Genomic DNA, 22,919 nt, shown 5'->3' with positions numbered 1-22,919 from the left:
GTCTTCACGTCCTTTCCGTAAAAATAGAAAAAGAACAATCAAAATAGGTGATTGCTCTTTCAATGCTTTAACTATTCAATTTTATTTTTTGTCCATTTTGCAATAATACCTTCATCAGTTTCTTCATCATCTGGATTCATTGAATATCTGAAACTTAAATTGGTATCTGACCCTAATCGTTCATATAAGCTGGGTCTATACAATCTCGTTTTATTGTCATTAAAAGGACTTCGTTTTCCCAGCTCACCATTTCCCTTTAAAGGATTTCTTCTAACTGAAAAACAATATTTTTTTCTGGGATCTTCTGAATCACTTTGACTTAATGAGAAACACATGGCTTCTTTTTGGTCTTCATTTTTCTTCTCACTAACTTCTGTCGGAATAAATCGAGCAAGAGTTTGGCTAAATTGAAATAAAACATCTCCCAAGTTACTACTGTATTCGATACCAAAATATTCTCTTATTGTTTTCGTGTCTGTATATAATTTTACCGAATTAGCATAGACAGCTAGCATATCTGAAAAATCGTTTTCCTTTAAAAATTCTAGTTTTAACAGAGCATATTCTGGAACTTTTTCCTCTTTTTCAAATAGCTTAACAAGTACAATATAATTTTGCTGTTTGTAACGAAAGTAAAAGGAATCTATCACCCAGCCTTTATCTTTCATGTCTAGTTTTAATAGTTTAAGATTTTCAAATACATTTACCATAATTTATACCTCTCCGTGCTATTTATTAATTTAATTATAACACGGATTGTTAAACTTACTGACAATATTCAAATACCCCATGAGAGGTAACTAGGTAATTACCCTCTATTTCCATATCACGTCCCAAAGATTGGTAGTCAATATAATTTTGTAAATTGGAAGGGACTTCACCAAGCTGTCCTGTTTCTTCCACGTAATAACGGGCGACATCTTCCATCGAATCACAATCACTATAACAATGAATATCCTCTTTGTTTTCCAGTAATTCTTCCAAGCTACTAAACCACATGCCTTGAATTTCTTTGAGTTCATTATAAATAGGTGTACCTTCGATTTCTTGAATGGCTTCACATAGACGGTTGATTTCACTAATCGGCGTGTATTCGTCCACATCAAAAGGAAGCTCAAAATCATGTATTGCATATTCTTCGTAGTCCTCATTTAAACCGATTCTTTCTGCCATTTCTTCCTCATCAATTGGTGGAGTAAACCATGCTCCGACTAATTCACCTTCATTATACCGTCCTAAATTTGCCACATAGACTTTCATTTCCAATTCTTATCACATCCTTTTTATAAAAATAGTCATAAAAAAAGTAGCAATCAGTTAATGACGCTACTTATCAAGGTATCCGCTAATATAATCTGTAACTGTACTTGAAATACCTATTATTAGTTTTGCTTCTCTCTTTCCAATAATATTTGTATTAGGGTGTGCAAGTGAATGCCTATTTCTTGCTTCATTAAGAGAGCTAATCATTCCATTTGATGACCTTATCGTTGTCTTCACTATATCAGCAAGTTCAGTAGGTTGAATTTCTTTTTCAATTAATTGTTGTATCCTACTATATAATTTAGATAGATTTTCGTCTCTAGGAACTGTAATTTCATATTTTTTTAGTATTTCAATTAAATATCCATGAAAAGCAGTGTGAACTCTGTCAAAGGCACGTTGATATTCACCATTACTCATAAAAGACTCAGCGTCTTCAATAGCTTGTGAAACCACATCACTAATTTTCAACTGACTAAAGTTAATTACTTCGTAATTCTCTGGAAGTGGTACTAAAATAGTATCCACTAATACATTATCACCTTGTTTATCATATATGGAGCTTGCTGTCTGGGTAATCAAATCTTTATGACTTTCAAAAAAGTCTAAATCATCAAAAGGAACTCTTATTTTAAGATATGTGCAAAGCGTATTCCAGCCCTTTTTATATCCTTTATAATAAGTAAAATCGTCAGTCTCATCTAAAGTTACCTCTGATATTTTCATTTTAGAAACAATCTCGTTACCTCCTTCATAATAATTTGAAGAGCTCTTTCTTTCTAATGTTTTAATTAAAAGAGATTTAAATTGATCATTTGTAAACATATTCATAAATCCTTTCATAACAAAATATATACTTCCTATTTTATCATGAAAAATATCTGTTAAGCACCAATGATTCGGTTAAATAAGTTTAATAACACATCTTTCACGCCAGCTGCATTGAACACAAGTCCGACGGCGATTAGAGCAATAATCAAGAAGCCAATGAGTTTTGAAAATTCTCGTTTAAAACCTAAAAACAGTCCAATGACAACAATCGCTAACAATACCAATGACTGTGCATTATCCAAGAACCAGTTGTACAAATTCTGCCCAAAATTCATGTGATTGTCCTCCTTTCCTTAAGATATTTTTCTCGATAATAGATATAGCTTTTTACACGCCTTAATAATTGAAAAGGGGTTAAATGCTCTCCATAGACGGTTACTCGATTGGTATAATTATTATAAAATCTCACCTTGTAAAAATCATAGGTATAGATGGTATCACCAGCTTGCCGTTTTCCCTCAATAATGAGAGACGTATATTTCCCTGTATTTTGTATATACGCTTGAAACTCAATGCCACACTGAAACCCTAACTTCTTTAATTCTTTTGTTAAAAGGCTCATGTAATCAAATCCTCCATGGCTAGATGTTGTTGTTCAATTAATTTCTCATGTTTTTCTGTCAGTTTGGCTTCCTGAATCATGGTGGAGATAATGGTTGTACCGTTGAGAACATCTAAAATGCTTGCGATTTTTAATGTAGGGGCGACTTGATGATGTAACCAGTTCAATGTTCGTTCAAAAGAATAAGGCTCTGGCTGTGTGGTTAGGCGTAATGCTCCACGATTTTTACCGATAAACCATTCCCAACGTTCATTAGTTTTCCAATCACTCCGACGTTTAGTGTCGTCTTTATCTGCAAAGCGGATATAGCGATTGATAATTTCAAAGGCTGTTTTTTCCGCCTGTTGATGTGCCAATAAATCTTTCATGGCTTGGGTGGCTCGGTCATTTTTTAACCGAATTTCAAACCGATTCTTTACTTCTGCGTCTTCTAAGGGAACATCATTTTTCACGTATTGCTCATAATCTTTCTCATATATACAGAAATAGACTTCACTTTTTAATGAGCCAATATAAAGTGTGTTTCCCATGTATGGTTTTTCATCACGGTGAACCAATTCACCACTGCGATAATTTTTAAAGCTTCGAAAGACGGAAATGCATTCTTCCTGTTTACATTTCTTTGCCAAATCTGGAATATTCAAAATCCCTGTTTTATCGTTGATAGCTAAATCCAAGCGTTTGAAAATACCTTTATGTTCCATGCAATCTTGAAAGAAATCATACCAGCTCCGATGTTGAGCCAATAGAAAGTTTTCAAATTGCCGACAGCCTTTTCCTTTCAGTTCTAATAAAACACCTTTACTTACATCATGAGAGACTAGGACAACAATATCACCGAAACGATAGTGTTCGGGATAAGAATAATAGCCAAAGTCTTCGTGTAGCATATAATCCATATTCAAACGTAAAACCTCACCGATAATTTGAGCCACATCATTGGTAGGGAATCGAATCCGTACATAGTCGAATAACATCTCCAATGGGTTATCGGGATTGAAGCGTTCCAAAGCGTTCAGTAAATCTTCTTTCACCTGTTGAGTAGGGACTGCCTTGCCTGTTTCAATATCCGATAGGTAAGGTCTGGTAATATGAGAAGCAACCGCCAGTTTATTTTGAGAAACGCCATAAGCCAGTCGCTTTTCTTTCAATTCCTTAATCCAAATTTTTTCGTTTTCCATTCGCAAACCTCCAATCTAAAAAAGATGTAAACTATGACCCTTGAGTTTACACCTTTCATATTTTCCGCAATCCTTTGTACCATCAACATTGGTTGATGAGAATTGCCTGTTTTCAGTTGTATTTGTGCCCCCCTGTTAGATAGAGGGGGCTAAAGGATTGGCGTGGCTAACGCCACACCAGTCAAAGCAAGTCTGAACCTGTACCTTTCACTTCGTGCGGTACAGGCTCAGATTGCTTTTTTTGAATGACTTTTCCTATTTCTCCTAAGAAATCGTACCTTTTTGGTACAAGGGGTGTATAAAACTCACTAATCACACTTTTTCCTGTATCCACGTAACCTCTTCCCTTGATGGGTTTTAAGAAAAATTGTTTTTGTGTATCGCTTCCGAACATCATACCAAAGCCCATTTCAGACATACGACCCAAAGCCACACGGAAGTTAAAGTTGTCCCGAATCCCATCACTAAAATATTTTGCGTCTGGACGTTGACAGGCAAGAATTAAAAAGAAGCCTGCTTGTCGTCCTAACATTACAATTTGTTTGAGTTTATGAATAACGGTGGTACTTTCACGACCTAGCATATCCATCATTGCCACATATTCATCAAAAATAAGAAAATTGGCAGACAAACCAAGATAAGCATAATTTTCTCCTGTTTTATAGTTAGGGTGTTGTTTCATGGTTTCACTGCGATCAATCATATCTTCGTAAAATTGATTGATACATGCCAACATATCTTCTTTACGGTAATAGACATTATTCATGACCGCCCCTAAGTCTGCCAAATCAGCATTTTTAGGGTCAAGAATATAAAGCTTTGCATTTGTATGCAGGAGAGATTCAATCAATGTGAGAATAAAATAGGATTTTCCACTACCAGTGCCCCCAGCAATTAACATGTGAGGGAGAGAATCGAACTCCCAATAGACCGATTCCATCAATTTGACACGTCCATCTTGAGCTACCACGTCTTCAATGCCAATTCGATTGCCAATAGTATCATAAAGTAGGACATACTCTACATAAGAATCTTTCAACGTTTTTTCCACTAATTCACAATACAATCCTGTTTCTAGTTTGTTTTCTAGGTGCAAAAGCTGATCTTGATATTTCCCTAAGGTGATTTCTACATGAATATGGATTAGTCCATCTTTCATTCGATAATATATTTTAGGAAAATGGCGGATTCGTTGTTTGGTTTTCTTGCTGGGTAAATCTTTAAAGAATCCCTCTGATTGAGTTTCTTCGGCTTCATACCAATGATTTTCTAAAATCATACGAGCTAACTTTTGACGGTGCTCTAACTGTTTTATAGAATCTATACGATAGTGATAATAAAGCCAGCTGATAAGTCCGCATACAAAAAGAGCAGTGAGAATACTGCTCCAAAAGTATGGCGTATGAAGTTGATAGAAAAATGTATCTAACTGAACTGCTTGCCAGTTCACCGATTGTAACGCTCTCCAATGAAAAGGGAGTAGGACGACTAGAAAAACTACCAGCAATGAAATTAGTACAAAATGATAGACCAAGTGCTTATCGTTGGCTTTGATTCGCTCTCCTCTGTCATGAAGCAATGGCATAAAAATCCTCCTTTCCACCTATCAAAATAATTGTGTATTGTAGATACGAGCCTGTTTATCAAAAGTTGGTTGAGAAATGGCTTCATATTTCTGATAAGCGATTCGCTTTTCAAAGCGTAAATTTTTTTCTTTCGGATAATAATGACGTCGATAGAGAGTGTGTCCTAACAGTTTTTTCGCTTCTTTTGTCAACGGATAGAGATAGCGAAACATGCGTCCATTGATTTTCTCAATCCCTTTGTATTCGCAAAATGCCTGGGAAAGCCAATGCTTTTTCTCTACCTGTTCAAAGCGAGCATTTTCCTCTAATAAAAGGCGAGCACTTCGAGGGTGTATCTTTTCCCATGACTGCTTATCACGATAGACACTTGTCTTGAAATACCCGCAGTAAAAGAAGTTGGACGCTTGATAGACATAGCCACATTTTCCCTCAATTCCATCTGCCAGTGTATATAAAAAATGACAGTCCGTATGTTCTTTCAACCACTTAATTAGAGCTGAAAGAGCTTGACTGCCAAAATAATTGGTTTGATTCATTTCTGGAAGAAAACACATCTTTCCAATTTCTAAATAATCTGTGGTTTGAAGGGAACTGTCGGGAAAGAGTTTGCGTATGGTTTGTAGGGGTTGCGTACCCCAGCCTAATTCCACAACGCCTAATAATTTTTCTTCTGAAAAAATCCCTAGAAAGTATTTACACAATCTAGGGAGTATCTTTGAATAATGGTATTGCCGAATAAAAGAAATGGCTTCATCTTTCGGAATTTCTTTCAAAATCAATGGTGTGTTTGTCATAAGCAACACCTATTTTTCACTTTCGGACGCTTCTTTTTTATATTTCTGATGAGGTTTTGTCTGTCCTTTTAATACAAGATCGTCTGCTTTCACGTACCAATCAACGTCTGCCCCTCGAAAAGTAGCCGTCGCTACGGTATCTGCCACAGGATTGATTAATTCCACTTCTGCGTTGTAGTCAAATTCTTTCAAAGGAACAGAAGCGGGGATACTGACTTGTATCATGCGTCCTTGTCCTTTTGATTTTAAGTCATAGGTACGTTCTTTAATTTCTTCGGAAACCGTACCATCTTCATTCTGGATACGAACCTCACGACGCAAGGCGGAAAATTTCAATGTGCCAAATGTCTGGTCTTTTTCAATCACAATACCTTCTGCTAATCTCATATTTTTTCACCTTTCCTTTCTTATGCTTTTACCATATCGTCTGCGTGCATAATGTAATTGGTAAATCCTCGATTGCCAATTTTATAACCTTCTGCGGTAATATGTGGGTTGATGAGTTTGACTTTTTCGTCGGATTCAAAATGTTTCTCGCCAGCTTCGGAGGGAAGAATGACAACAATATCATCTGCTCGTTGAATCGTTGAGTATAAATTGTAACTACGAGAGAGAATGGTTGGTCTGCCATTTATTCGACGTTGTTCAATGTTCCCTTCACCAGCATATTCTAATTGTCCAAATGTTTTTTCCATATTGGGAATGACATATTTAAGTTCCATATTTTTACCTATCCTTTCTGTTTTTATGTTTGAATGAATCTTATTTGTGTGATGGTTTTAAAGGGGGGAGAGCGACCTTTTGATTCTTGATTTTTTATTTTCATAAGTTCACTTCCTTTCAAAATTGGGTAAAAAAATAGACGCTCCGTACTGAGCGTCCGATTCCTACTATATTTAAAACAACGACTACCTAGGTATTTTAAATATTATAATCAAATTCTATTTTATCTAATAATTGAGTGGGATAAAGCAAGTCTCCTTTACTCGTAAAATAACCCACCTCTGAGAAAAGAAATAAATTATTTTTTGCTCTTGAACAAATTACGTATAGTAGTTTTCTCGCTGAACTAATTCCTTTATCAGAAACATTAAAAATTTCATTCCAATGAGGAATTTTCCCGTTTAGAAGATTAATAGCGATAACAGTATCATACTCATTTCCTTTAACTTTATGTGCTGTAGTAAGTGTGATACCATCTCGAGATTTAAACATCTTCTTAAAACTAGATACACTACTAGATAATGAATTATTTTTTATCCGATCTTCTACTTCGTTAATAAAAAATAGATAGTGCTTAAAAATAGACGGGTAATTTTTCTCGTCAATATTAAGATTAACAAATATATGTTTGGTAACAAATTTGTATAAATCAACACCGTTGTCGTCTCCACTATACATTCTTTTCACACTGTTTATTAGCTGTAATAAATCTAAGTCAATAAAATAATCTTTAACTTCTATTCCAAATTCATTTTTTAATATAATTAAAATATCGTTTGCAATTAGCTTTCTTCTTCGAACCTTTTCACCTGATTCAGTAAAGTACAAAATTGCTAACTTGAAAAATAAACTATGATTATTTACCTTAATTGGTGATATATTTATAGCATCAAAATTGCAATACGGTAATTCTTTCTTTAAATACTCACCCAGTGAAAACAGAGGATAGTGTTGAGGAGCAAGTACACAAATATCTTTTTCATGAATGCCGCTTTCAATCTTTTCCTTTATTATATTTTTTATTATGTTGGGTAAATCCTCCTTAGTAACTTTGCAATCATAACTTATAAAACCACGGTCGTTTTTATTATTCCCTCTGCTTTCAATCTCGTAAGGACAACTCTGAAAATTAGAGTAGAAGTCTACTAATCTCTGATTAGACCTGTAACAGCCATGTAGCGTCTTTGATTGAAAAGTGTGACTAGTTAGCATTTCTAGTTCTTCAACTGATTTAGCTATACCATCTAATGATCCATAAATTGCTTGGTCAATATCTCCAACAAACATTGACTGAATTTGAGGGTTGTTTTGAAGTAATTTAGCTATTACATTGTATTGTAATTCTCTAGTATCTTGAAATTCATCCACATAAATCGCCCTTATATTACTAGCAATATTACGTGCAACGTTACTGTTTACAGTTAAAATTTTATACGCTACTAGTAAAATCATATCAAAATCAATTTCTTTATTTTTTTCCAACATAGTGTGATACATTTCAGAAACTTGAGTATACTGAACTTCATTAATTTTAAAATCATGAGAAAGTGACAAATCAATTTTGTTCAGTTCATACGTTTTGAGATTTAAATTCAGCATATTATTAATTTGGCTGACGTAAGCTCTTTGAGTATAATCATCAATAATTGTAAATCCTTTTGATACTCTTGAGAGATTCATTTTAAAAGGATAAATAATAAATTCAAGACAAAACTGATGTATTGTCCCCACCCAAATATTAATATCATCATCTATACTAAGTAAACTTAGGCGTTCCTTAATTTCTTCAGCAGCTCTATTAGTGTATGTGATAGCAATTATTCTTTTTAGTGATCCATCGTGTTTAATTGCTTGGTAAGCAATTTTCCTTGTAAGTACCCTTGTTTTCCCACTCCCAGGACATGCATTTACATAAAGGTTATCTTCACTTTCCACAACATCTTTTTGTTCTAAATTTAAATCATTTACGATTTTTTCGAAGATATTTGTCATTTTGAAACCTCAGCATAAAGTATTTTTGTGTAATTTTCTATCTGATTGATTAGATACACAACATCCTCATCTTTACCAAAGTACTCTAATAAAGAAATTATTGCTATATTCAAATCAGCTGTATCACTTGTTTTTAAACTAGCTGATAAAGCTGACAATTCTGTAGTTTCCTCGTACAAGTCGATTGTATGGAGTAGAATTTTTTTATAAATTGAGAGATCTACTATTTCCTGACATGCAAAAGCAATAGCATTAAGAATATACTTAGGAATTTTGATTAAAAAGTCAATTTTTTCACCTAACTCAATTGCAAACCACCCCTTACCAACATGATTGGCTAGTTTTAACATCGCTAAATTTCTTTCTAAATATTGTTCACTTTGTATTTCTTCTTTATAAGCAGTTATTGTTTTTTTATCTTTGAATGCGTCATCTATAATTGGACTGACATAAGTTAGAATATTTTCTTTATTCACATCTAAAAACTCAATTTCAAATGTTGTATTAGCATAAAAACAATTAACCCAATTGTTTTCATTAAAAAGGGAGGATAATTTTTCTTTTCTTGCTTGACCTTTCTCTTGTGCAGTGCTTTTATACAATCGATGTTCTGATGGGATTGCCTGTTCATCTAAATCAGTTACAATAGCACACTTTCTCTGTATTCTATCATCGTCAAACAAGCTAGCGATATATTCAAACGAAGTACTACCAACATTAATCAAACCTATTCCAAGTTCGTCTAAGTTTATACCAAATAATTTTTTTACTATTTGAGGAATAAGTATTTCTTCAGCATCTCCTTCAACTAAGATAACACCTTTAGAAAAAAGCAATCCATTTCTTTTAACATCTAAATATCTCTCTACTGCGTTTATTAGATTTAGATTGTTCTTTTTTAACTTTTCTTTAGCAAATGAGTTCAGATTATTTGCTGGATTCATAACGATAGATTTGCCATTAAACGATTTTAATACATTCATCCGAGATATTTCAGACACTTCAGCTAAATGTACAGAATGTGTGGTCATGAGAATCTGAGTATAGTTTTTTTGAAGATTTAATCCTTCGAACAGAGTTTTTTGAATATGATGATGAATATGAGCTTCTGGTTCTTCAATCAACATAATATTAAGTAGTTCTCTTGAACGACACGCTTCAAATTCGACTATTTTCAAAGCTAAATAAATCATATTTAGATGTCCTAACCCTAGTAAGTCTAAGTCGATATTTTGTTCTGGCTTCATTGAAAGAAATTTTGCTAAAGAACCCATATCATCTGACATAGTTGAGGAAAGAAGAAGATTAGGAGAATACACTGAACCAATTATGCTATTTAGTTGCCGATTAATATTTTCGCCAATTTTCCTAATTTCAGGAACACTGGTAATAGTCTCATTTAATTGCTGTATAATTGTTTTTAATGACTCAACATTATCTGATGATATTTTTGATTCAATTGTTTCCATGATTCTTTTGACAGGGTTTCGATTGTTTTTCATTTCTCTAAGAACATCTCGAAGAGCGTCAACATAAACAACCGAAATATGCTTGAAAATATCTGACATGTCAATTCTTGAGCCCAAAAGAGCTTCATCGTCTTCTTCAGGATTACTAGCTATATTGTCATTGAGTCTTCCTACCAATTTATCATAATTTTCATTGATACAGAAATTTAGATTTGATTTAGATGTGTAGTAAAATTCATAGTCGGATAGACGAATAGAATTTCTAAATTCGTTAAATTGATGAGAGTCTAATTCAGTGGAAATATCAAATAATTGCTTTCTAATAGCTTTGTTAGGTCTAATAAATAGAGAAATACTACCTACACCTTTATCTGCATTTGAAATCAATTCTTCTAAGATTGTTTGACTTTCAGAATTTAAAGAAATGGAAGCACAAATCTCATTGTCAAATTCTTCTTCGCTGATTCCTTCAAATGTCGCAGAGATAATAATCCAATGCCCTTGCCACCCATTTTGAATTCCATGAAAAAAATCTGATTCTTTCAGTGTTTTACTACTATAGTAATAACTATCATCTAATAAGATTCTCAATGCAGTAAGAGCATTGGTTTTCCCTGAATCATTCTCACCTATAATAGTATTTGTCTCATTATCGAATCGAAAGATTTCGGATTCATAATTTCTAAAATTTCGAATTTGAAGAGTAGATATAAACATAAGCAGATCTCCTAACTATTTAATTAATATGATTATATAGTAAGTTTATCATAAATTATGTTAGTAAAAGTTCTCATTATAAGGGAGCGTCAATAATTTTGTGTAAATGATTCTTCCCTACTGCAGATTGTTTCTAATTCTCAATCAGTTGGCTTAGCATTTGTTCAAGTTCGCCTTCGGCCTGTTGAAAGCCTTTATGACTGCGACCTAGGAATTTTTGGTTGTAAGTATCAAAAGACGAGACTAAGAAACGTTCCATCGACTCTTCGTTTTGGAACTGTTCCTTGCGGTGGCTGTATTTCTTGATTTGCTTATTAAAGGATTCAATCAAGTTCGTAGAATAAATACTCTTGCGTATGGCCAAGGGGAAATCATAGAAAGTGAGCAAGTGATCGTTCGAAAGAATCGATTCAACCACTTTTGGATAGCTGGTTTTCCTTTTTTCCGCAAAAGCACCACGTGCTTCCAACGCCACCTCTTTAGATGAGGCTTGATACACCATTTTAAAATCATCACAGACTTCCTTACGATCATCGACACGCACTTTGTGACTGATATTACGGGAAACGTGTACACAACAATGTTGAAAACGAGCTTTGGGATAGAACCGACTAATCGCTCCTACCATCCCCTTTAAGCCATCCGTGATGAACAGGAGGACATTTTTCAAACCGCGCTCTTGAAGGTCCAATAAAATTTCCTCCCAAATCGTGATGGATTCAGTCGGTGCAATCGCATAGCTCAATACTTCCTTTGATCCGTCCGGGCGAATGCCAACTGCGATATGAATAGCTTCCTTGGCGACGGTTTTCCGCTTTAACGGAATATACGTTGCGTCCATATAAATAGCAGCATAACGGTCATGAAGCTCCCGCCCTTTAAACGCCGTTACCTCTTCTGTAAATGATTTTGTTATATTGGACATGGTTTGGGGCGTGTAGTAATGCCCATACATTTTCTCAATCAAGTCTGCGATTTCCGACATGGTAATACCTTTTCGGAAGAGGTGAATGACGGTCTCCTCTAACGTGTCATTCGTCCGTCTATAAGCAGGAACAGTCTGTTGCTTGAACTCACCATTGCGGTCGCGCGGAATCTGGAGATGAAGTTCCCCATACTCGGTCTTGACCGTACGGTCATAGGAGCCGTTACGAGAATTACCCGTGTTAAAACCAATGCGATCATACTTTTCGTAATCTAGGAAAGCCGTTAACTCCGTTTTGAGAAGCGTATTGACTGCTTTCTCCAAATGGACACGGAATAATTCATTCAAATCGCCTTTGTTCGCTAGAGTCTTTAGAATTTCTGTAGTAAAATCGTTCATAGGGAAGTCCTCTCTTCTGTGAATGTGTTGTGGTAACTCTATTCTACAGAAGGGACTTCCTTTTTTCTATTTACACAAAATATTTTACACTCTCCATTATAACAATTGGGTTAAAAAGAAAATAGATAGTATTCTACCTCATATTTATTTGAAAGTAATATATAAAAGACGTTCAAATTCGAACGCCTCTCGTTAACCAAATATTGGATTCAGAATCTAGTTTTCATATATAAACAGAGTATGATTAGGTGCAAAAATTGCACTTTTATTGCACTTTTATTTTTATTTATAGTGTTTTACTGTTCTGTATATTGTTTTAACTCCCTTGATAGTATCGCATTCTGTTTTATACACTTTACGTTGAAAACAGAGTGGGAATAAAAACTTAGCTACTTTAAGTAGCTAAGTTTTTTTACTCTTATTTCTTGAATAAGGGATACTTACACTTAAAATATCATTTTTATATAGTTCGATAGTTACAAGTTCATTATTCTTAAAATGAATATTTTTCAGTATATTTTTCCATTTTCTTGATAATAATATGAAAAAGGCAGAAAAGAAATATTCCTAGATTTTAGGCTTAAAAAATGGTATTCTAAATATTCAGTACAATATGATTGATATCATTTTATTAATATTAGGAGGAAAAAATGCATATTATCATTCAAATTACAATCATTTTGTTGGCAAGCGTTCTTGCAACTCTTATTTCAAAAAGAATTGGAATACCGGCTGTTGTTGGACAACTGCTTGTAGGTATCATCATCGGACCTGCAATGCTAGGACTTGTTCATCAAAATCAGGTATTACACGTCCTGTCAGAAATTGGTGTTATCTTACTCATGTTTTTAGCAGGTCTTGAAGCTAATTTTGATCTTTTAAAGAAGTATCTTAAGCCCAGTCTACTAGTCGCAATTACTGGTGTTATTGTTCCTATGGCTCTCTTCTACTTCTTGACACGCTTGTTTGGGTTCCAAATCAATACTGCTATCTTTTACGGGCTCGTATTTGCTGCAACTAGTATTTCTATCACAGTTGAAGTTTTACAAGAATACAATCGTGTAAAAACAGATACTGGTGCTATTATTTTAGGTGCTGCTGTTGCTGATGATGTCTTAGCTGTTTTGCTTCTAAGTGTCTTTATTGCAACAAATGGAAGCTCTTCTAATATCGGATTACAAATTATCATTCAATTGTTATTCTTTGTTTTCTTATTTATTTGTATGAAATACCTTGTACCTGCTCTTTTCAAATTAATCGAAAAGGTCCATTTCTTTGAGAAATACACTATTCTTGCTATCCTTATCTGTTTTTCTCTATCGATTTTAGCTGATAAAGTTGGAATGAGTTCTATCATTGGTTCGTTTTTTGCAGGATTAGCTATTGGACAAACTTCTTTTGTTGATAAGGTAGAACATAAAATTTCACTTCTTAGTTACACCTTCTTTATCCCAATTTTCTTCGCTTCAATTGCACTACCTCTTAAATTCGATGGAATGATGTCTCACCTTCACACGATATTAATCTTTACTGCTTTGGCTGTTTTATCAAAATTAATTCCAGGGTACTTTGTCGGTCGAGGGTTTAATTTTTCAAAATTAGAATCTTTAACAATTGGTGGTGGAATGGTCAGTCGTGGCGAGATGGCTCTCATTATAGTTCAAGTTGGATTAGCTGCTAAAATTATTTCAAGCACTACTTATTCCGAGCTTGTTATTGTTGTTATACTATCAACTATTATTGCGCCATTTATTCTTAAATATTCATTTAAAGATTAGTTAAAAAAACACAAACATTTATTTAGGATAAAAAAAGTCTAGCTTATAAGCTAGACTTTTTTATTAACTACCAAACTGCTGGAAAAAATTAACAATTTGTTGCCAAATATTAGCTAAAAATCCCTTACCTGATTCAACAGCTTTATTAGCATTAAAATTGACATTGATATTTTTAAATTTAGATCCTGCTTTCGAAACAATGTTGTCTTTCAAATTATTCAAGGTGTTCGTGAAATCACTATTTTTGATGACATTACTTTGTGAAAGATTAACTGCAAAATTAACAATTAAATTTATTTGATTTTCTGTTACAGCGTTATCAAGATGATAATTTTTCAATGTTTCCTCAACAATTTTTCGAATATCATCTTTTGAAAGATCAGATCCTCCTTTAGCTACGGCTGACTTAATATCCGTTAAAGCTACATTAAGCTTGTCGGCGTCATAACCTTCCTTACCCTTATTCTCAGCATTAATACCAGATAAAGTACTTAACTCTTCTTGTGCTAGTTGTTTATTTTCCGACGATACACTTGCTCCATTTTTCTCTAATGAATAATAGATACCTGCAAGAGCACTCTCTCCAGTTACTTTTATTGGAGCAGCCACTGATATCGTTGCATGCTCAATACCTAATGTAACTGCAGCATTGCGATACATATCTTCTGTAACTTTAGTAATATTCTCAGGTGTAACAATGTTTACTGCTAAGGTATCGTTAGACCCTAATTTTTTTATTTTAACAGATGAATATAATTGGATGCTTGCATCATCAGCTATATTCATTATTTTAGCATATGAGCTAGTATTTAGCGTTTTAACTTTCGTGTCTCTAGATTCATCATAATTCAGAAGTTGTAATGTCTGTGCACGCTGTTCTTGATTTAGCGAATAACCTAAGACATAATCAGGTTGAACATAAGTTTCATCAATAACTTTCTGAACATCTGATGCAGCATATGCTGGACTCGCTAGGGTAAATAAAATAAAAGCAAGGCCTGCAAACAATAGCTTTTTAATACTCATTTTAGTATCCTCATTTCAAAATAATTCCTTTTCAATTCTTTTCATACCTTACATTATACCATGATTAACTTACTTATTTCTTTAAAAAACTTCTTGAATATAAAATTATTCAGTAAATTAAAACAAAGTTGCGTATCCACGCAACTTTGTTTATTATTCATGTAATTCTAAAGGTAAACCATCTGGATCAAAGAAAAAGGTCATCTTTTTGCCAGTATAATCATCGTAACGAATAGGCTCTACAAAAATTCCTAAATTCTCCAGTTCTACCTTGTACGCTTCCACATCTGGAACGTAAAAGGCAAGGTGTCGTAAACCACATGCTTCACGTGGCCAATTCGGCCTACCTATTCTCTGAGGAGGAGTTTCATATTCTGGATCATCAAGACGATTTCCAAATATTTCAAGCTCAATATCACCGCACCGTAAATCTAATTTATAGTCATGACGCTCCGGACGATGGTTTTCACGAATAATTTCAAAACCTAGCTTATTAACATAGAAGTCTTTTGACTTTTCATAGTCAGAAACAATTATCGCAATATGATGAACAGCCTTTAATTTCATAATTCTAACTACCTTCTAGAGATTAATTTGATTATATTTTTTCGAAAATGCTTTTAATATCGACTCATCTGCTGTTGAAAATTCACCTGTTTTTTCTAATTCAGCATGCACAATAATACGTTCTGTGGCTTCTGGATCCGTACAGGTCACTAAAGTGAGTTGGCTCTTGCCAGGTGTATCATCAATAACCTCAACATGTTCTGGTGTTACCTTTGAAATTTCAGTAATAGTGTAAGTGTATACTTTGCTTTTATCAGTGAGGTAAACTTTCATACCTTTCTTAGCATGTTCTAAAGGCGAAAAGAGCATCTTAGAAGAACCTGTCAAACCAAAGACATGGTGACTAGCTAAGGCATAGTTATTTTGGCCTCCCATAATCTGGTTTTCCTTCATCGTTCCTGCACCATAACTCAACTCTGTATTGCCTAGTCCTTTGAAAATTGGGAGATTGATTTCGACATCTGGTATAGCAATCCCTCCTATTACAGGCAAATTATGTGATTTCGTTTGAGCAGATAAAATCGATTCTGTACTAATAGATTTGACTGATGAAAAGTCATAACTTGTTTTAGATTTCTTATTTTTTTCAATTGTTTTTTTACTAACTCGTGAAATTTGATAATGATTTGATTGATGAGCTATGAAAGCATTGCGAATTGGTTTATTGAACACCAAAGCCAACCCAACAATAATTAGCAATACAACCAATAACCATCTAACAAAGTTAAAGAAACCATGTGATTTTTTTTTATTACGCATAACTTCCTATTCTTTTGTATCCTCTATATTAGACTTATCTTCAATTTCTTGTTCCACTAGCGCAACAGTAACGATTTTAGCTTCTTGATCAAGTCTCATCACTTTAACACCCATAGTAGAACGACCAGTTTGAGAAATATTAGCAACATTGGTTCGAATAATAACGCCTGTATCTGTAATGACCATGATGTCCTCATTTCCATTAATCGTCACTAAGCGTGCTAATGGCCCATTTTTAGCAGTAATATTAGCGGTTTTTATTCCTTTACCACCACGACCCTTTGTAGGATATTCCGAAGCTTCTGTTCTCTTGCCATAACCTTTTTCAGTGATGATCAGTACTTCTTGTCCATTAACGATACGAGAAGCTCCCACAACTTTATCACCTTCACGAAGATTAACGCCTCGTACCCCAGTCGCTGTGCGTCCCATATTACGTACAGCGTTCACTTTGAAGCGAACAGAGTAGCCTGTACGTGTCCCGATAATAACATCTTCATTTTCGTCAATCAAGAGGACGTTAATCAACTCGTCATTCTCTTTCAAATTAATAGCACGAAGTCCATTTTGACGAATGTTACTAAATTCAGAAACACTTGTACGTTTCACTATACCTTGCTGAGTTGTGAAAAAGAAATATTTATTAGCGACATCTTCTTTTCTAGCATTAATAATTGTTTGAATTGTTTCACCTTCGTCAAGTTTTAAAAGGTTAACGATAGGGAGACCTTTAGCTGTACGTCCATATTCTGGAATTTCATATGCTTTCAAACGATACACACGCCCTAAATTTGTAAAGAAAAGCACAGTATCGTGAGTACTTGTTGAAACCAATTCACGAACAAAATCATCGTTATTAACTCCAGTCCCTTGAATACCGCGTCCTCCACGTTTTTGTGCTCTAAACTCATCTTGAGCGAGACGCTTGATATATCCCTTGTTTGAGAGAGTAATAAGAACATCTTCTTCCTCAATAAGGTCTTCATCTTCAAGTGATAAAACTTCACCAACCATTAATTCTGTACGACGGGCATCAGCATACTTACGCTTAACCTCATCCATCTCTTCTTTTATAATGGTAACAACACGTTCAGGCTTAGCTAAGATATCTGCTAAATCAGCAATTAAAGCTAGTAAGTCATTGTATTCTGATTGGATTTTATCGCGTTCTAATCCAGTTAAACGACGAAGACGCATATCTAAAATAGCTTGACTCTGACGCTCCGATAATTCAAAACGTGACATCAACTCTGCTTGAGCAATGGTGTCTGTCTCACTATTACGAATAATTGTGATAACTTCATCCAAGTGATCAAGCGCCACAAGTAAACCTTCTAAGATATGAGCACGGGCTTCTGCTTTAGCTTTGTCAAACTGAGTACGACGAACAATAACTTCCTTTTGGTGTTCAATATAGTTATCAATGATTTGTCGTAATGACAAAATTTTTGGAACACCTTTTTCAATAGCAAGCATATTGAAGCTAAAATTTGTCTGCAAGCTAGTTAATTTGAAAAGATTATTTAAAATCACATTTGCTGAAGCATCACGACGAACTTCAATAACAAAACGAACGCCTTCACGACTTGATTCATCACGAACAGCAGTAATACCTTCAATACGCTTTTCTTGTGCTAAACGTACAATATGCTCGTGTACTTTTGTTTTATTAACACCATATGGAAACTCTGTGACAACAATACGCTCTTTCCCATTTGAAGTTGTTTCAATTTCAGTCCGTGAACGTAAGACAATTGATCCCTTTCCAGTTTCATAGGCACGGTGAATACCTGAACGTCCCATCACCAAGGCACCAGTAGGAAAATCTGGACCAGGAATAACTTCCATTAACTCCCGTGTAGTAACATCAGGGTTATCCATAACCAACTTGACAGCATCTATAGACTCACCTAGATTATGTGGTGGAATATTTGTTGCCATACCTACAGCAATACCAGTTGCACCATTGACTAATAAATTAGGGAAACGCGCTGGTAAAACAAGAGGTTCACGTTCACTGCCATCATAGTTATCTTGAAAATCAACTGTATTTTTATTGATATCACGAAGCATCTCAAGAGCAATTTTACTCATACGTGCTTCTGTATAACGCTGTGCGGCAGCACCATCCCCATCCATTGAACCAAAGTTTCCATGACCATCAACGAGCATATGACGATATGACCACCATTGTGCCATACGCACCATTGCTTCGTAAATAGATGAATCACCATGTGGATGGTATTTACCCATAACATCACCAGTAATACGTGCTGATTTCTTATGAGGTTTATCAGGTGTCACACCTAGTTCATTCATACCATATAAAATACGACGATGAACAGGTTTTAAACCATCTCTAACATCTGGAAGTGCACGAGCAACAATGACACTCATGGCGTAATCGATAAAACTCGTTTTCATTTCACTAGTTAGATTAACATCTACTAAATTTTTATCTTGCATTAAAAAATGCCCCTTTTCTTCACTGTAAGTCTCTTACATTGTACCATAATTTAGGTAAAATTGCGATGATAAATCGGTATCAAAAATATCAAGACACTCAGCGTTTTCAATAGTTTTCTATGATATTTCAATTTGTTTGCAAATTTTTTCACATTTTATTAGTGACTTCTTTCATTGAAAATGATAGAATATAGGTGTATGGGAAACTTCCCAAAAATATTTAAGGAGATGTTTAGAAATGACTGCAACTAAACAACATAAAAAAGTTATTCTCGTTGGTGATGGTGCCGTAGGTTCTTCTTACGCTTTTGCACTTGTTAACCAAGGTATTGCGCAAGAGTTAGGTATCATTGAAATCCCAGCTTTATTTGATAAAGCTGTTGGTGATGCTGAAGATCTTTCACATGCCCTTGCATTTACATCACCTAAAAAAATCTACGCAGCTACTTATGCAGACTGCGCAGATGCTGACCTTGTTGTCATTACTGCTGGCGCACCTCAAAAACCAGGTGAAACTCGACTTGACCTTGTTGGTAAAAACTTAGCAATTAACAAATCAATCGTAACTCAAGTTGTTGAATCAGGTTTCAACGGTATCTTCTTAGTAGCGGCTAACCCTGTAGATGTACTTACATATTCAACTTGGAAATTCTCAGGTTTCCCTAAGGAACGCGTTATTGGTTCAGGTACTTCACTTGACTCTGCACGTTTCCGTCAAGCTTTAGCAGATAAAATTGGTGTTGATGCTCGTTCAGTTCACGCATACATCATGGGTGAACACGGTGACTCAGAATTTGCCGTTTGGTCACATGCTAACGTTGCTGGTGTCCAACTTGAACAATGGTTACAAGAAAATCGCGATATTGATGAACAAGGACTTGTTGATTTGTTTATTTCAGTTCGTGACGCTGCATACTCAATCATCAACAAAAAAGGCGCTACATATTACGGTATTGCTGTCGCACTTGCTCGTATTACTAAAGCTATCCTTGATGATGAAAATGCAGTTCTTCCATTATCTGTATATCAAGAAGGCCAATACGGTGATGTTAAAGATGTCTTTATCGGTCAGCCTGCAATCGTAGGTGCACATGGTATCGTTCGTCCAGTTAATATCCCATTAAATGATGCTGAACTTCAAAAAATGCAAGCCTCAGCTGAACAATTAAAAGATATTATTGACGAAGCTTGGAAAAACCCAGAATTCCAAGAAGCATCAAAAAACTAACATAGTTGAAAAAAAGCTAGGATAGGAATATCTTAGCTTTTTCTTTGCCGTTACATTTTTGACCTTGTTAAAGGATGAAATAAAAGGCTAAGCATTTCGCTTAACCTTTTTAATTTTAAATTAATCTTTAGCGCCTAATGCAGCCATTGTAATATAGTTATATGGCTTATTAAAATGTGGTAAGAAGAAGATATCGGTCAAAGCAAGCTTTTCAATAGTAACTTTTTCTTGAATAGCAAGTGAGAACATATGAATTCCCATAGATACATCTTCGTGTGAGACCATTTGGCAACCAAGGATAACTCGGCTATCTTTATCATAGACAATCTTAATAGCTACTTCATGATTATTGTGTTTGATAAATTCTGGTTTTTGAAGGTCATTAAAGCCTGTTTCAACTGCATTGTACCCAGCTTGTTTTGCTTTTTCTAAAGTCAAACCAGTTGACACCATGTTAAGGCCATAGATTGAGATACCATTTGACCCTTGGACACCAGCACCTTCAAGCTCTGTACCACATGCATTGTGAGCTGCTACAATACCAGTACGAACGGCGTTTGAAGCAAGAGCAATATAATTGATATCATCACGAGAATTATCCCAAATTGTCGCACAATCACCTATAGCATAAACATCTTTCACGCTTGTTTCTTGCTTCTTATCAACTACCCAAGCGCCATTACGGAATGTATCTAATTTACCTGCACCGAGTTCTGTATTTGGACGGAATCCAACAGCTAAGATCACCATATCAACATCAAATGTTTCTTTATCAGTAACAAGACGTTCTACTTTACCATCACCTTCAACTGCTTGAACAGCTTGTCCGAAAGCAAGACGAATACCATGGTCTTCAAGGTTTTTACTCATCATATCAGTAAAGTCACGATCATAGTAACCACCCATACAAGTATCAGCAACATCAACAAGTGTTACTTCTTTTCCAATACGTTGGAAAGCTTCTGCTAATTCTACACCAATATACCCAGCCCCAACAACAGCAACACGATTGATACCAGGTTTAGCTAACTTCTCAATAACTTCTTCTGAATTTTGATAAAGTTTCACAAATTGAAGGTTTTCAAGAGTAGCTTTAAATTCACGAGATCCTTCTTGAATTTCAACACCTTTAATTGGTGGAATGATAGGTTGTGAACCAGTTGCTAAAATAAGTTTTTCATAACTTTCAACATGTTCTTTTCCATCTACTAAAGCTGTAACTTCTTTTTTATCGTAGTCAATATTAAGTACTGGAGAGTTCATGTAAACCTTAGCTCCCATACTTTCCAACTGCTCTTTATCAGAGTAGAACAATCCTTCTGGACCATCAATCTGTTCACCAATCCAAAGAGCCATACCACATCCTAAGAAAGAGATATTGGAATTTTGATCAAATGTTACAATTTCATTGGCTTCACCATAATTACTAAGCATTGTTTTAATTGCTGCTGTACCAGCGTGGTTTGTCCCTACGACAACGATTTTACTCATATTAAGAGTTCTCCTTTATAAATAATTAATCACAAAACACATTATAACATTATTCACAAACTCTTACTAGAATAATGACTCAATTTTCTATTTTTTTATATTTTATTGTTATTGTATTATAATTTATGTGAAATTTTCACAAAGTGTTTTTTTCACAAATTCACAAACAAAAAAAGAAACTAGCTTATACTAGTTTCTTTTTATTTATTTCGTTTTAATATAATTAATACCATCCGCCTTAGGAGCTACTGCTTGTCCAAAGAAAGCTGCTAATACAATGATAGTGAGAACATATGGAGCAATTTGTAGATAAACTGTTGGAATATTGCTCAAAAGTGGTAAATGGCTACCGATAACTGCTAAACTTTGCGATAAACCAAAGAATAGACTAGCAAGCATTGCACCAATTGGATTCCACTTACCAAAAATCATCGCCGCTAAGGAGATAAAGCCCGGTCCTAATATAGTTGTCGCTGCAAAGTTAACAGAAATAGATTGAGCATATACAGCTCCTCCTATTCCACCAAGGAAACCTGAAATCAAGACACCAGAGTAACGCATAAGATAAACATTAATACCTAAGGTATCTGCTGCTTGAGGATGTTCTCCAACTGAGCGTAATCTTAATCCAAAGCGAGTTTTATATAGAATAAACCAAGCAAGGAATGAGAAAAGAATAGCAATATAACCGACTAAGCTTGTTCCTTTAAAGAAGATATCACCAATAAAAGGAATATCTGATAGTATAGGGAAATTAAATTTTCCAAATGATTCTTGAATATTATCAGTTTGACCTTTATTATAAAGAACCTTAATCAAGAAAACAGCTAATGAAGGTGCCATTAAATTAAGAACGGTTCCGCTGATAATATGATCTGCACGGAAATTAACTGTCGCAACTGCATGGATAACAGAAAAAATTAAACCAACTAAACCACCAACTAGTACAGAAATCCATGGAGTCGCATCACCAAAAACAGAAGCAAACTCTAAATTAAATACAACGCCTGAGAAAGCTCCAATTACCATAATTCCTTCTAAACCAACGTTGACGATACCACCACGTTCAGAGAAGGTTCCCCCAATACTTGTAAAGATAAGAGGTGTTGCGTAAATTAGCATTGATGAAAATAGCAATGCAAAAATCGTTGTTAAACTCAAT

21 protein-coding genes are annotated in these 22,919 nt (G+C 34.7%); 2 read left to right on the top strand and 19 right to left on the bottom strand.

What is annotated here, in order from left to right; translation table 11 throughout:
* Positions 1 to 71 precede the first annotated feature (71 nt).
* From QOR44_RS04560 to QOR44_RS04500, 13 genes are all read right to left on the bottom strand, one after another.
* Positions 72 to 710, bottom strand: a complete 639-nt coding sequence (locus QOR44_RS04560) for a DUF6037 family protein (protein ID WP_000248477.1) — start codon at positions 708 to 710, stop codon at positions 72 to 74.
* A 55-nt stretch (positions 711 to 765) separates the two neighbouring features.
* A complete protein-coding gene (locus QOR44_RS04555; RefSeq protein ID WP_000870467.1) occupies positions 766 to 1,260 on the bottom strand; it encodes an antirestriction protein ArdA in 495 nt (164 codons plus the stop codon).
* Positions 1,261 to 1,326: 66 nt separating this feature from the next.
* Positions 1,327 to 2,088 carry an abortive infection family protein gene (locus QOR44_RS04550; RefSeq protein ID WP_001565981.1) on the bottom strand — a complete coding sequence of 254 codons (762 nt, stop codon included), beginning with the start codon at positions 2,086 to 2,088 and terminating at the stop codon, positions 1,327 to 1,329.
* Between the two features lie 59 nt (positions 2,089 to 2,147).
* Complete coding sequence (locus QOR44_RS04545; RefSeq protein WP_001009054.1) at positions 2,148 to 2,369, bottom strand: hypothetical protein; 222 nt, start codon at positions 2,367 to 2,369, stop codon at positions 2,148 to 2,150.
* Positions 2,366 to 2,656, bottom strand: coding sequence for a hypothetical protein (locus tag QOR44_RS10335; RefSeq protein ID WP_000055376.1), 291 nt, complete (start codon positions 2,654 to 2,656; stop codon positions 2,366 to 2,368). Before QOR44_RS10335 ends, QOR44_RS04545 begins: the two co-directional genes overlap by 4 nt.
* Positions 2,653 to 3,837 (bottom strand): MobT family relaxase, encoded by a 1,185-nt coding sequence (gene mobT, locus QOR44_RS04535; protein ID WP_000426689.1) that lies wholly within the window; start codon positions 3,835 to 3,837, stop codon positions 2,653 to 2,655. Before mobT ends, QOR44_RS10335 begins: the two co-directional genes overlap by 4 nt.
* A gap of 181 nt (positions 3,838 to 4,018) precedes the next feature.
* A complete protein-coding gene (locus QOR44_RS04530) occupies positions 4,019 to 5,422 on the bottom strand; it encodes an FtsK/SpoIIIE domain-containing protein (RefSeq protein ID WP_001130244.1) in 1,404 nt (467 codons plus the stop codon).
* A 21-nt stretch (positions 5,423 to 5,443) separates the two neighbouring features.
* Positions 5,444 to 6,217, bottom strand: a complete 774-nt coding sequence (locus QOR44_RS04525; RefSeq protein ID WP_000185761.1) for a Mom family adenine methylcarbamoylation protein — start codon at positions 6,215 to 6,217, stop codon at positions 5,444 to 5,446.
* Between the two features lie 9 nt (positions 6,218 to 6,226).
* A complete protein-coding gene (locus tag QOR44_RS04520) occupies positions 6,227 to 6,604 on the bottom strand; it encodes a YdcP family protein (RefSeq protein WP_001234191.1) in 378 nt (125 codons plus the stop codon).
* A 20-nt stretch (positions 6,605 to 6,624) separates the two neighbouring features.
* Positions 6,625 to 6,939: a YdcP family protein gene (locus QOR44_RS04515; RefSeq protein ID WP_000421279.1), complete on the bottom strand. Its 315-nt coding sequence runs from the start codon at positions 6,937 to 6,939 to the stop codon at positions 6,625 to 6,627.
* Between the two features lie 199 nt (positions 6,940 to 7,138).
* Positions 7,139 to 8,932, bottom strand: a complete 1,794-nt coding sequence (locus QOR44_RS04510) for an ATP-dependent helicase (RefSeq protein WP_000181735.1) — start codon at positions 8,930 to 8,932, stop codon at positions 7,139 to 7,141.
* Positions 8,929 to 11,118 (bottom strand): ATP-dependent nuclease, encoded by a 2,190-nt coding sequence (locus tag QOR44_RS04505; RefSeq protein WP_000470931.1) that lies wholly within the window; start codon positions 11,116 to 11,118, stop codon positions 8,929 to 8,931. Before QOR44_RS04505 ends, QOR44_RS04510 begins: the two co-directional genes overlap by 4 nt.
* A 133-nt stretch (positions 11,119 to 11,251) precedes the next feature.
* Positions 11,252 to 12,442, bottom strand: coding sequence for an IS256-like element ISLgar5 family transposase (locus QOR44_RS04500; RefSeq protein ID WP_000997693.1), 1,191 nt, complete (start codon positions 12,440 to 12,442; stop codon positions 11,252 to 11,254).
* A 650-nt stretch (positions 12,443 to 13,092) separates the two neighbouring features.
* On the opposite strand from QOR44_RS04500, the gene QOR44_RS04495 reads away from it, so the two are divergent.
* A complete protein-coding gene (locus QOR44_RS04495; RefSeq protein WP_000547446.1) occupies positions 13,093 to 14,220 on the top strand; it encodes a cation:proton antiporter in 1,128 nt (375 codons plus the stop codon).
* 63 nt (positions 14,221 to 14,283) lie between these two features.
* On the opposite strand, the gene QOR44_RS04490 is transcribed toward QOR44_RS04495, so the two are convergent.
* The 4 genes from QOR44_RS04490 to gyrA all read right to left on the bottom strand — a co-directional run bounded on the left by QOR44_RS04490 (position 14,284) and on the right by gyrA (position 19,038).
* Positions 14,284 to 15,246 carry a DUF1002 domain-containing protein gene (locus QOR44_RS04490; RefSeq protein WP_000023418.1) on the bottom strand — a complete coding sequence of 321 codons (963 nt, stop codon included), beginning with the start codon at positions 15,244 to 15,246 and terminating at the stop codon, positions 14,284 to 14,286.
* 153 nt (positions 15,247 to 15,399) lie between these two features.
* Positions 15,400 to 15,813: an SMU1112c/YaeR family gloxylase I-like metalloprotein gene (gloA2, locus tag QOR44_RS04485; RefSeq protein WP_000767937.1), complete on the bottom strand. Its 414-nt coding sequence runs from the start codon at positions 15,811 to 15,813 to the stop codon at positions 15,400 to 15,402.
* A gap of 15 nt (positions 15,814 to 15,828) precedes the next feature.
* Positions 15,829 to 16,572, bottom strand: a complete 744-nt coding sequence (locus QOR44_RS04480; RefSeq protein ID WP_001244682.1) for a class A sortase — start codon at positions 16,570 to 16,572, stop codon at positions 15,829 to 15,831.
* Between the two features lie 6 nt (positions 16,573 to 16,578).
* On the bottom strand, positions 16,579 to 19,038 hold the full coding sequence (gene gyrA, locus QOR44_RS04475) for a DNA gyrase subunit A (RefSeq protein WP_001152981.1): 2,460 nt from the start codon (positions 19,036 to 19,038) through the stop codon (positions 16,579 to 16,581).
* 238 nt (positions 19,039 to 19,276) lie between these two features.
* On the opposite strand from gyrA, the gene QOR44_RS04470 reads away from it, so the two are divergent.
* Positions 19,277 to 20,266, top strand: coding sequence for an L-lactate dehydrogenase (locus QOR44_RS04470; protein WP_000127487.1), 990 nt, complete (start codon positions 19,277 to 19,279; stop codon positions 20,264 to 20,266).
* 120 nt (positions 20,267 to 20,386) lie between these two features.
* On the opposite strand, the gene nox is transcribed toward QOR44_RS04470, so the two are convergent.
* Together nox and QOR44_RS04460 are read right to left on the bottom strand one after the other, a co-directional pair.
* Positions 20,387 to 21,757 (bottom strand): H2O-forming NADH oxidase, encoded by a 1,371-nt coding sequence (gene nox, locus QOR44_RS04465; protein ID WP_000036813.1) that lies wholly within the window; start codon positions 21,755 to 21,757, stop codon positions 20,387 to 20,389.
* A gap of 204 nt (positions 21,758 to 21,961) precedes the next feature.
* The gene (locus tag QOR44_RS04460; RefSeq protein ID WP_000060304.1) at positions 21,962 to 22,918 is read right to left on the bottom strand and encodes an ABC transporter permease; all 957 of its coding nucleotides are present in this window, start codon (positions 22,916 to 22,918) and stop codon (positions 21,962 to 21,964) included.
* Between the last annotated feature and the right edge of the window lies 1 nt (position 22,919).

The organism is Streptococcus agalactiae, assembly GCF_949788565.1.
Taxonomy (GTDB): Bacteria; Bacillota; Bacilli; order Lactobacillales; family Streptococcaceae; genus Streptococcus; species Streptococcus agalactiae.
Note: the sequence above shows the minus strand (reverse complement) of the source record. Positions and strands in the feature narration are given on the sequence as shown.

Bases quoted from the DNA above. Each gene is read 5' to 3' on its own strand.
- QOR44_RS04555 (WP_000870467.1), bottom strand. From the start codon at position 1,260: ATGAAAGTCTATGTGGCAAATTTAGGACGGTATAATGAAGGTGAATTA.
- QOR44_RS04545 (WP_001009054.1), bottom strand. From the start codon at position 2,369: ATGAATTTTGGGCAGAATTTGTACAACTGGTTCTTGGATAATGCACAG.
- QOR44_RS04510 (WP_000181735.1), bottom strand. From the start codon at position 8,932: ATGACAAATATCTTCGAAAAAATCGTAAATGATTTAAATTTAGAACAA.
- nox (WP_000036813.1), bottom strand. From the start codon at position 21,757: ATGAGTAAAATCGTTGTCGTAGGGACAAACCACGCTGGTACAGCAGCA.
- QOR44_RS04550 (WP_001565981.1), bottom strand. From the start codon at position 2,088: ATGTTTACAAATGATCAATTTAAATCTCTTTTAATTAAAACATTAGAA.
- gloA2 (WP_000767937.1), bottom strand. From the start codon at position 15,813: ATGAAATTAAAGGCTGTTCATCATATTGCGATAATTGTTTCTGACTAT.
- QOR44_RS04520 (WP_001234191.1), bottom strand. From the start codon at position 6,604: ATGAGATTAGCAGAAGGTATTGTGATTGAAAAAGACCAGACATTTGGC.
- QOR44_RS04470 (WP_000127487.1), top strand. From the start codon at position 19,277: ATGACTGCAACTAAACAACATAAAAAAGTTATTCTCGTTGGTGATGGT.
- mobT (WP_000426689.1), bottom strand. From the start codon at position 3,837: ATGGAAAACGAAAAAATTTGGATTAAGGAATTGAAAGAAAAGCGACTG.
- QOR44_RS04525 (WP_000185761.1), bottom strand. From the start codon at position 6,217: ATGACAAACACACCATTGATTTTGAAAGAAATTCCGAAAGATGAAGCC.
- QOR44_RS04515 (WP_000421279.1), bottom strand. From the start codon at position 6,939: ATGGAACTTAAATATGTCATTCCCAATATGGAAAAAACATTTGGACAA.
- QOR44_RS04490 (WP_000023418.1), bottom strand. From the start codon at position 15,246: ATGAGTATTAAAAAGCTATTGTTTGCAGGCCTTGCTTTTATTTTATTT.
- QOR44_RS04500 (WP_000997693.1), bottom strand. From the start codon at position 12,442: ATGAACGATTTTACTACAGAAATTCTAAAGACTCTAGCGAACAAAGGC.
- QOR44_RS04495 (WP_000547446.1), top strand. From the start codon at position 13,093: ATGCATATTATCATTCAAATTACAATCATTTTGTTGGCAAGCGTTCTT.
- QOR44_RS10335 (WP_000055376.1), bottom strand. From the start codon at position 2,656: ATGAGCCTTTTAACAAAAGAATTAAAGAAGTTAGGGTTTCAGTGTGGC.
- QOR44_RS04480 (WP_001244682.1), bottom strand. From the start codon at position 16,572: ATGCGTAATAAAAAAAAATCACATGGTTTCTTTAACTTTGTTAGATGG.
- QOR44_RS04505 (WP_000470931.1), bottom strand. From the start codon at position 11,118: ATGTTTATATCTACTCTTCAAATTCGAAATTTTAGAAATTATGAATCC.
- QOR44_RS04530 (WP_001130244.1), bottom strand. From the start codon at position 5,422: ATGCCATTGCTTCATGACAGAGGAGAGCGAATCAAAGCCAACGATAAG.
- gyrA (WP_001152981.1), bottom strand. From the start codon at position 19,038: ATGCAAGATAAAAATTTAGTAGATGTTAATCTAACTAGTGAAATGAAA.
- QOR44_RS04560 (WP_000248477.1), bottom strand. From the start codon at position 710: ATGGTAAATGTATTTGAAAATCTTAAACTATTAAAACTAGACATGAAA.